The 9,177-nt window shown below is 55.6% G+C and carries 10 protein-coding genes and 1 other RNA gene; 9 read left to right on the top strand and 2 right to left on the bottom strand.

Annotated features, from left to right (window positions below; translation table 11 throughout):
* Positions 1-340 precede the first annotated feature (340 nt).
* The 3 genes from RDQ42_RS07990 (at position 341) to ssrA (ending at position 1,716) form a co-directional block, all read left to right on the top strand.
* Complete coding sequence (locus tag RDQ42_RS07990; RefSeq protein ID WP_054332291.1) at positions 341-751, top strand: GtrA family protein; 411 nt, start codon at positions 341-343, stop codon at positions 749-751.
* 111 nt (positions 752-862) lie between these two features.
* Positions 863-1,324 carry an SsrA-binding protein SmpB gene (smpB, locus tag RDQ42_RS07985; protein ID WP_054332292.1) on the top strand — a complete coding sequence of 154 codons (462 nt, stop codon included), beginning with the start codon at positions 863-865 and terminating at the stop codon, positions 1,322-1,324.
* Positions 1,325-1,368: 44 nt separating this feature from the next.
* Positions 1,369-1,716, top strand: a transfer-messenger RNA (tmRNA) gene (ssrA, locus tag RDQ42_RS07980).
* On the opposite strand, the gene RDQ42_RS07975 is transcribed toward ssrA, so the two are convergent.
* The gene (locus RDQ42_RS07975) at positions 1,695-1,895 is read right to left on the bottom strand and encodes a hypothetical protein (RefSeq protein ID WP_231358337.1); all 201 of its coding nucleotides are present in this window, start codon (positions 1,893-1,895) and stop codon (positions 1,695-1,697) included. The two genes, ssrA and RDQ42_RS07975, sit on opposite strands and share 22 nt — an antisense overlap.
* Before the next feature lie 36 nt (positions 1,896-1,931).
* Positions 1,932-2,930 carry an asparaginase gene (locus RDQ42_RS07970; RefSeq protein WP_054332299.1) on the bottom strand — a complete coding sequence of 333 codons (999 nt, stop codon included), beginning with the start codon at positions 2,928-2,930 and terminating at the stop codon, positions 1,932-1,934.
* Between the two features lie 848 nt (positions 2,931-3,778).
* On the opposite strand from RDQ42_RS07970, the gene ispD reads away from it, so the two are divergent.
* The 6 genes from ispD (at position 3,779) to RDQ42_RS07940 (ending at position 9,080) form a co-directional block, all read left to right on the top strand.
* Entirely contained in the window at positions 3,779-4,489 is a 711-nt protein-coding gene (gene ispD / locus RDQ42_RS07965; protein ID WP_054332300.1) for a 2-C-methyl-D-erythritol 4-phosphate cytidylyltransferase, read from the top strand.
* A 23-nt stretch (positions 4,490-4,512) separates the two neighbouring features.
* On the top strand, positions 4,513-4,980 hold the full coding sequence (gene ispF, locus RDQ42_RS07960) for a 2-C-methyl-D-erythritol 2,4-cyclodiphosphate synthase (RefSeq protein ID WP_054332301.1): 468 nt from the start codon (positions 4,513-4,515) through the stop codon (positions 4,978-4,980).
* Positions 4,981-5,052: 72 nt separating this feature from the next.
* Positions 5,053-5,271 (top strand): putative Se/S carrier-like protein, encoded by a 219-nt coding sequence (locus tag RDQ42_RS07955; RefSeq protein WP_054332302.1) that lies wholly within the window; start codon positions 5,053-5,055, stop codon positions 5,269-5,271.
* Between the two features lie 145 nt (positions 5,272-5,416).
* Positions 5,417-6,550 (top strand): aminotransferase class V-fold PLP-dependent enzyme, encoded by a 1,134-nt coding sequence (locus RDQ42_RS07950; protein WP_054332303.1) that lies wholly within the window; start codon positions 5,417-5,419, stop codon positions 6,548-6,550.
* 410 nt (positions 6,551-6,960) lie between these two features.
* Positions 6,961-7,818 (top strand): diadenylate cyclase CdaA, encoded by an 858-nt coding sequence (cdaA, locus tag RDQ42_RS07945; RefSeq protein ID WP_054332304.1) that lies wholly within the window; start codon positions 6,961-6,963, stop codon positions 7,816-7,818.
* Positions 7,815-9,080: a YbbR-like domain-containing protein gene (locus tag RDQ42_RS07940; RefSeq protein WP_054332305.1), complete on the top strand. Its 1,266-nt coding sequence runs from the start codon at positions 7,815-7,817 to the stop codon at positions 9,078-9,080. The genes cdaA and RDQ42_RS07940 overlap by 4 nt, the downstream gene beginning before the upstream one ends.
* Positions 9,081-9,177: the final 97 nt, after the last annotated feature.

Here is a 9,177-nt window from a genome sequence, read left to right as displayed (position 1 = left end):
CGGATGCCCTCGCGGGGCTGCAAAAGGTCTATTTTTCTTGGTAGCCCACCCAGGAACAGGGAGATTTTTAAGGGGGCACAGTCAGCTAACGCTGACCGTACTGACTTCAACTGTGCCGCGTGCTGTTCGGCCCCTCTTAAATGTGCTTTTTGGTAGCCCAACTTTGTTGGGCTGGGCTTTCTTTCACATAAAAAAGGGAGCGCGGGTGTGGGGGCGCGGGCCCCCACAAATCAATTCCAAGATGCAATCTTGAGCTCGGCAGGAGAGCCTCTTACAAGAAAAAAGCCCTTTCTCCTTCGGCTTTTGGGCAGGGGAAGGGCGAAGGCGAGGCGATACCAGCATGGAACAGATCAAGGCCCTCCTCCAGGGGGACAATCTGAAAAAGTTTTTGAAGTTTGCCCTCACCGGCGTGGGAAACACCTTAGTGGATTTGATCCTTTTTCGGGTGCTCTATACCTATTTGGGGGTGAACATCTATCTCTCCCAGGTGTGCAGCTATTCGGCGGGGATGCTCAACAGCTACGTGGTCAACCGCAGCTGGACCTTCCGCTCCAAGGAGAAGTTCTTTAGCGCCCAAATGGTCCGGTTTTTGGCCTTGGGCGGGTTGATGCTCGCTTTGAGCACCGGCTTGCTCTACCTGTTCACCGGCTGGGGCCTTTCTGGGATGGCCGCCAAGCTGTTGACCACCGGCCTTGTTTTGGTGGTCAATTTCCTCTTGAGCAAGCTGTGGGTCTTCCGCAGTGGGAAATAAACCCAAGCTCTGAAAAGGCCCCTTGCATGGGGAAGGGGCTTTGTGGTATACTCACAAAAGGGATTTCCACCCCATATTTGAGGCGATCTTTGGAAAGGAGTGGCTGGCTTCATGGCCAAATTGGAAACCAAAACCATTGCCGTCAACAAAAAAGCCCGCCACGACTATTTCGTCGAGGAGAGCTTTGAAACCGGGATTGTCTTAGCTGGCACCGAGGTGAAATCCCTGCGGGCCGGCACGGTCAACCTGAAAGACAGCTGGTGCGATATCGAAAATGGCGAGATCTTTGTCAAACAGATGCACATCAGCCCTTATGAAAAAGGGAATATTTTCAATAAAGATCCTATGCGCACCCGCAAACTGCTGATGCACCGGCGGGAAATCCACCGGCTCCTGGGGCTGCTCAAACAGGAGGGGTATACCTTGATCCCCCTCTCCTTGTATTTCAAAGGCTCCCGGGTGAAATTGCAGCTGGGCTTGTGCAAGGGTAAAAAACTCTACGACAAACGGGAAGACGCCGCCAAGCGGGATGCCAAACGGGATATTGACCGGGCTCTGAAACAGCGGCGCTGACCAAACATTCAATTCCGGGGAGACAAGGGTTTCCCCTCATATTTGGGGGCGTAAAGGTTTCGACGGGGATTGTGCAGTGTGAGAAGCGAGTAGAGGCGCACGACCTCTATAAAACGTGACTTTTTAAAAATAAACGCTAACGATAACGTTGCATTTGCTGCTTAATTAAGCAGCCGTCTTGCCCCGGAGTACCACGGCTGGGAACAAGGCGTCGATGAGTGGTGAACGATCCGTCTGAGCTCCTCGTAAGACAGGATTGTATTAGGGGATACCAAAGCCTTTAGCCTGTTTGCCGGCGATTGGCTGCGGGAAACTTAAAAGACAAACTGCACTCGGAGATGCTTGCATGAATCGGTTTTCGGACGGGGGTTCAATTCCCCCCGCCTCCACCACTTAAACCCGCATTAGAATGCGGGTTTTTCTTTTTGTAGAGTGGTTTGCACCACGGGTTGCACCACACTTTTTCAGAGCTATCGGATGCATTTTTATAAAATTTAGGGCGGTGCAGCTTTCTTTTTGTTTGGATAATTTCTGAAAAGATGGCATCCAGATTTTCAGCGGTTTTCGCCATTTCACCCTGCATTTCATGGCCGTATACCCAAATGGGTTACAGTAGAAGATCGTCGTTGATGCGGGTGTACAAAAGCTCCTTGACCTGGGCATAGTCCTTGGTCTTGGCCAAAATCCACATCAACTTGGTCACTGCTGCCTCCACTGTCATGTCATACGCCTGGAGCACATTATACTGGTTCAGCGCTTTAAAGCCCACCTCGTAGATGCTCATGTCGCTCCCCTCGGAGACCACCTGGGTTGCCACCACCACAATCCTGCCCTTCTGGGTCAAGGTCTCCAGTTTGGAAAGAAAATTTCGCTGATCGGCAAAGGGGAGGCCGCCTACTCCATAGCTCTCGATGACCACCGCATCGTAGTGGTCACCGATGTAATCCAGAATATCCGGCTCCATGCCGGGGATGAGTTTGAGCAGGAACACGCGGGGATTGATGGCGTCGTAAAACCGCACGGGACCCTTTTGTTCCTCCGGGCGGACATAGCGGACAATCCGCCGGTCGTCGATAAAGGCTGCAGAGGGGAAGTTGATGCTCTCAAAAGCACCGTAGCTTTTGGATTTGGTCTTTTTGGCCCGAGTTCCCACAATAGCTAGGCCGGAGAACACCAGGTACACCCCCCGCACCCCTTCTTCACAGGCAAAACGGAAGCTATCCAGCAGGTTTTTGGCTGCGTCGGTGATGGGGTCGCTGATGGGCTTCTGGGCGCCGGTGAGGATGATGGGCTTGTCCGCATCCTGGATGAGGTAGGAGAGGGCAGCTGCCGTATAAGCCATGGTGTCGGTCCCGTGGGAGAGGACAAACCCATCGTACTGGTCGTAGTTTTCCCGGATGGTTTTAGCCATTAACAGCCAGTATTCCGGCTGGATATTGGTACTGTCAATGCTCAAAATCTGTACCGCGTCCACCTGGCAGATGGCTGCCACACCGGGGATGTATTCCAAAAGCTCCTGGCAGTTGGTACCCGGGGAGAGGCCGTTTTCCGTCTGTTTGGAGGCAATGGTGCCGCCGGTGGTGATCAATAGGATTTTTTTATTCATGAAAGTGCGCTCCTTTTTTACTGTCTATTCCCCTTTGAGATGGAAGGGGGAAACCAATTCTCAGTATACGGAAGGGGGCTCACGAATTCAACTGGAATTTCCTTTCTGCCGGATTTTTGGACAACTGCGACAGGAAAAGTCTGCCACACCAGGGGAATCTGTGCTACAATACTGGCAGAAGCCATTCTTGCGGGGAAGTCCAGCTCCCCCGCACCCGGCTAGGCGGTTTATCAAGATTGCATTTTACAGCAGGTTTTATGGGGCGCTGCACACCCCCAAACCCCCGTGGTCCCTTTCTGACGAGAGAAAGGAACCAAAGCTCGCCGGGGAGACCCCGGTCCCCCTATTTGTGCGCCACAATGGGTGCGCTCGGAAAATCTTTCTTAAAGGTTTCCCCACCTCGAGCAAAAGATTTTTCCGCTGCCGCGGATTCCCTCGCGGGGCTGCAAGAAGCCCACTTTTCGAAATAACCTCACCTAGGCCGAGGGGGATTTTTAAAGGGGCACAGCCAACTGGCGTTGGCCGTTCGGGATTTTCCTGTGTCGCTAGGGTTGCATTCCCCCTTAAATGCGCTTTGTGGCCGCAAGGAAAGCAAAGCTTTCCAGCGTGAGAATTGCAAAGCAATTCTCTGAAGCCCAACGGAGTTGGGCTAGGGCTTTATTTCGAAGAAAAAGCCTTGCTCGAGGTCGTAGGGGCGAGAGCGCCCTACATAGCCAACGAAAGATGGAATCTTGCCCTGAACTGGGAGTGCGGGGTCTGGAAGCCCCGAGAAGTCAAGATTCCATGGGAACTCCCTGGAGAAAGGGGGGACAACCCCCGTGAAATAAAACAATCGGAGGTATCGGTTTATGCTCTTTCAAAGGAAAAAACAACGGGGAATGGTCAGCGCCATTGTGGCGGCGGGAGGGAGCTCCCAGCGGATGGGGGAGAACAAGCTCCTGATGGAGCTTTACGGCATCCCGGTGCTGGCCCGCACCCTTTTGACCTTGGACGGCTGCCGGGAGATTGATGAAATCATCCTGGTCTGCCGGGAGGAGGACATGGGGGATTACCTGGCCCTCACCGAAGATTATTCCATCCAGAAGATCAAGACTATCGCCGTAGGGGGGAAGACCCGCCAACAGTCGGTGTTTGCAGGGGTTCGGGCCGCCAGCGAAGACGCGGCTTACTACTGCATCCACGACGGGGCGCGGCCGCTGGCCTCCCGCCAGGTGATCGCCGGGGTTTTGGAAGCCGCCCAGCGGGAAGGGGCCGCCACTGCCGCCGTCAAGGCGAAAGACACCATCAAGATCGCGGGGCCCGATGGGTTCATCCTTTCCACCCCAGACCGGGACAGCCTTTACCTGACCCAGACCCCTCAGGTGTTTGAAGCCTCCCTGTACCGGGAGGCCATGGAGGCCGCCCTCGCCGCCGGAAAGGAGTACACCGACGACTGCCAATTGGTGGAGGCCATCGGCCGGCGGGTCTACCTGGCGGGAGGGGATTATGCCAACATCAAACTGACCACGCCGGAGGACCAGATCGTTGCCGAAGCCCTTTTGGAATACGCTGGGGAGTAACCCTTTGAAAGGAAGCGCATAGCATGAGAATAGGACACGGATATGACGTACACCGGCTCAAACAAGGCCGGAAATTGATTTTGGGCGGGGTGGAGATCCCCTATGGATGGGGGCTGGACGGCCACTCCGATGCTGACGTCCTCACCCATGCGGTGATGGACGCCCTCCTGGGGGCGGCAGCCTTGGGGGATATTGGCCAGCATTTCCCCGACACCGACCCCGCTTATCTGGGGGCGGACAGCATGGCCCTCCTCCGGGAAGTGATCCGCCTGCTGGAGGGGAAAGGATACCGGGTGGGGAACATCGACGCCACCCTTATCGCCCAAAAGCCCAAGCTCTCCCCCCATCTACCCCAGATGGCGGAGAGGCTTGCCGCAGCCTGCAACATTTCTGCAAATCAGGTCAATGTCAAAGCGACCACCGAAGAAGGGCTGGGGTTTACCGGATCTTTGGAGGGAATCAGCGCCCACGCGGTCTGCCTCCTGGAATAGGCGGATAGGCTGGTTGCTGTCAAACAGCCCCCTTCCCGCATAGGATGGTAAAAAACAGGAAGGGTGAATAATATGGGCAAGCCGATGTTAGTGGTGAGCTCCATTACCTATGCCATGAGAGGTCAAAAAATCTTGGAAAATCACGGAATTCCATCCAGCATTGAACGGGATATCAAAGCGCTGGCCAAATATGGCTGCGGCTATGGCCTCCGGGTCAGCGTCGGAAGCGATCAAACGGCCAAGGATATTTTGACCAAAGGCGGCATCAGGGTATTGGCTGTCATTGATTAACTGCCGAAAGGCTCCTTTTAGTCATAAGGGACGTATCAGTTTTTTTGAAATTGATACGTCCTTCTTTTATTCTTTCCGCCGGGCTGCCCGTCCTCAAAAGCAGCTGCCAAGACATACAACACCAAACACAAACAGGAGGGATTTCATGGTTTACTTTGATAACGCCGCCACCACCTACCCCAAACCCAATGAGGTCATCAAGGCGGTGAACAACGCTTTTGTACATTATGGGGCCAACCCTGGCCGCAGCGGCCATAAGCTCTCGGTGGACACCGCCCGCCAGGTCTACGAATGCCGGGAGCTGGTGGCGGATTTCTTCGGCTGCAAAAACCCGGAACAGGTGGTTTTCACCCAGAACTGCACCCACGCCCTCAACCTGGCCATCAAGGGGATACTTCGGGTGGGGGACCACGCCATCATCTCGGACATTGAGCACAACTCGGTGCTGCGGCCCATCCACACCTTAAAGGAACGGGGAGCCATCGCCTACGACATCGCCCCTATCGATTTAAGCGACGACGTAACGGTGGAAAACTTCCGCCGCTTGATCAAGCCGAACACCAAGCTGATCGCCGTCTCCCACGGAAGCAATGTGTTTGGCATCCGCTCCCCCATCGAGAAGCTGGCCAAACTGGCCCATGAAAACGGCTGCTACTTTTTGGTGGACGCCGCCCAGACCGCCGGCGTGGTGGAGATCGACATGGAGAAGACCGGCATTGACTTTCTATGTGCAGCCGGCCACAAGAGCCTCTACGGCCCTATGGGAACCGGCATCCTGATCGCAGCAAAAGGGGAGGATTTGTGCACCATTATAGAAGGCGGATCCGGCAGCGCCTCCCTGGACTACAACCAGCCGGACTTTATGCCCGATAAGCTGGAGAGCGGCACCCTCAACGCCATCGGCATTGTGGGCCTCAAGGCGGGGATCAACTTTGTCAAATCCATGGGCATCCCGGCCATCTACAACCATGAGATGAAAATCGCCCGGGAGATTTACTCCCGCATCGCCTGTGAAAAGAACGTACAGCTCTACACCCCTTACCCAGTGGATGGGGTCCACCTGCCGGTGATCTCTTTCAACATCATCGGCCGGGCAGGGGAGGAGACCGCCCAGCTCCTGGATGAAAAAGGGTACTGCCTGCGGGGCGGCTACCACTGCGCTCCCTTGGCTCACAAGAAGTTCGGCACCCTGGATACCGGCGCCGCCCGGATCAGCATTGGGGCGTTCAACAACCTGGCCCAGGCCGCTGGCCTGGCAAGCGAGATCAAAAAGCTGTAGCGGGATGGGTACTGCACCCGGGAAATGGGAAACCGAAAGAAAAAGTTTACCGTTTCCCGGTTGCAATCAACCGCAGTTATGGTACAATAATCGCAGGGCGATTATTGAGGAAGAAATCCCTGTCAGGCGGTGCGCCTTCCTGCGGCAGAGCCGCACCGGGATTTTTCCAGTTTGTGCAGAAGCTATGGTATACCGGCCACAGCGAAGCTGTGCCATTCGAAGAATTGCTTGCAGGGCGATGATTGGGGAAGAAGCCTCCGGCCCATGGTAAAAAAGCAGCCTCCCATCGCGCCCGCCGGGAAGTGGGGGGACTGTGTGCGTTTTTAGAGGGGGTTCCCGGCGGATCCAAAACAAAACTGCATCCCGTGCCCGTAAATCGGGGCAGGATGGACAATAGAGGAAGTAGATCAATGAATCTTTGGGAATATGTTCCGAATTTTATCAAAGCGTCCACCCCCATGGACTTGGTGGATATTTTGGTGGTGGCCTTCCTTGTATACCAGGGCATCAAACTAGTGCGGGAGACCCGGGCCAACCAGTTGATCAAAGGTTTGGGGGCGCTGCTCCTTTTGTACTTTGTGGCCAGCCAGCTGAAACTGAAAACCCTCAGCTTTTTGATGGGCAACGTGCTGCAGATCGGTGCGGTTGCCCTTTTGGTGGTGTTTCAGCCGGAACTCCGGCGGGCGCTGGAACAGGTGGGCCGCACCAAAATCCACGGCCTGAGCCTCTTCGGCGGCCCGTCGGACCAGGAGGATGAACAGTCCCGGTGGAAGACTGCCATCATGGCCATCTGCGAAGGGTGTGCCTCCCTTTCCCGCCAGAAGGTGGGTGCTCTGATCGTCCTGGAGCGGGAGACCCGCTTGGGGGAGATCATCAAAACCGGCACCATCGTGGATGCCGCCCCATCGGCGGAACTCTTTGGGAACCTGTTTTTCACCAATTCCCCCCTCCACGATGGAGCAGTGGTGATGCGGGGCGGCAGGGTGTATGCGGCCGGGTGCTTCTTGCCCCTCTCCCAAAATTATGAGATCAGCCGGGAGATGGGCACCCGCCACCGGGCGGCCCTTGGCATGAGCGAGAATTCCGATGCAATGGTAGTTGTGGTCTCGGAGGAGACCGGCGTCATCACCGTGGCCCAGAACGGCAGGCTGGAGCGCAACTTCACCATTGACCGTCTGGAAAAGGTGCTCTGCGATGGGATACTCCGCGATTCTTCTGAGGATTCCTCTCCCCGCAAGCCCATCTTCTGGAAGGTGAAAAAATCATGAAATTCAACTTCAAAAACATCAATTTAAAAAAATTGTTTGATAACGACCAGTTTGTCCGCATTTTATCCCTGGTGGTGGCAGTTTTTCTGTGGATGTTCACCGTCAACGCGGTGGATTCTGACTCTACCTTGACGGTCCACAATGTCCCAGTGGAGGTTAATGTGGAGGAGAGCGCCCTGGGAAGCATGGGGCTTGACACCATCAATGGCCGGGATTACAAGGCCAATGTCACCATCCGGGGCGAGCGCAACGTCATCGGCGGGGTGGAGCCGGAGGACATCCAGGTGTACGCAGTCCTCTCCAACCTATCGGGCCCAGGCAACTACGATATCCGCCTAGAGGCCCGGGACCGCAACGGCATGGGGTTCACCATCAAATCGGTGGAGCCGAACACTGTCAAGATGCAGTTTGACCGGCTGGTCACTAAAAAACTGCCGGTGCAGGTGGAACTCACCGGGGTATCCATCCCCGACGGATACCTGCTGGAAAGCGAATCGGTCAACCCCAGGGAGGTCACCGTCACCGGGCCGGAAGCGGATATGCTCCGGGTGTACCGGTGCGTAGTCAAGGCCGAGGTAAATCGGGAACTGAGCAAAACCGAGACCATCCGGACGAAAATCGAGCTCCAGGACCAGGATGGCAAGGTGGTGGAATCCAAGTACATCAACCTGGACACCTCCACGGCGGAGGTCACCATCCCGGTGCTGAAAAAGAAGGAAGTGCCGGTGAAGGTGGAATTCCTCAACGTCCCGCCGGAGTTCCCCTTGGATGAACTGCAATACACCTATTCCCAGGAGACCATTGAGATCGCCGGGCCCGAGGAGGACATCGACAATCTGTCGGAAATCCACCTGGGCTACATCGATATGAAGGAGCTGGGGGAATCGGGGGCGTATCCCTTTGATGTGGAGCTGCCCTCCGGGTTCATCAATGTGGAGAACATCGAGACGGTGGTGGTGGAGTTTGAGGACCACAACCTGACCACCAAGAACTTTATCATCCGCAACATCACCGTGATCAACGAACCGGTCAACTACGATATCACCGTCGCCACCCGCAGCATCAGCGGGGTGAAGATGGTGGGCCGCAAGAGCGTCCTCGGCTCCATGTCCGCCCAGGACATTGTGGCGGAGATCGACGTCTCCGACCGGGAGATCACCAGCGGGCAGATCAAAGTCCCAGTGCGCATCTACGCCCCCACCAAAGGGCTTGTCTGGGCCAGCGGAAGCTACGAGGCGATCATCACCATCAAAGAAAAATAAACATCCGCGAGCCTGTCAGAACAATTTTGGCAGGCTCGTCCTTGTATGTGGGGGGATGGCGGCTCCGCCCGCTTTGCCCAGCCCTTAAACGGGCGGA

The sequence above is a fragment of the uncultured Merdimmobilis sp. genome, from assembly GCF_902471145.1.
Lineage (GTDB): Bacteria > Bacillota > Clostridia > Oscillospirales > Ruminococcaceae > Merdimmobilis > Merdimmobilis hominis.
This window is presented reverse-complemented; position numbering and strand designations above follow the sequence as displayed.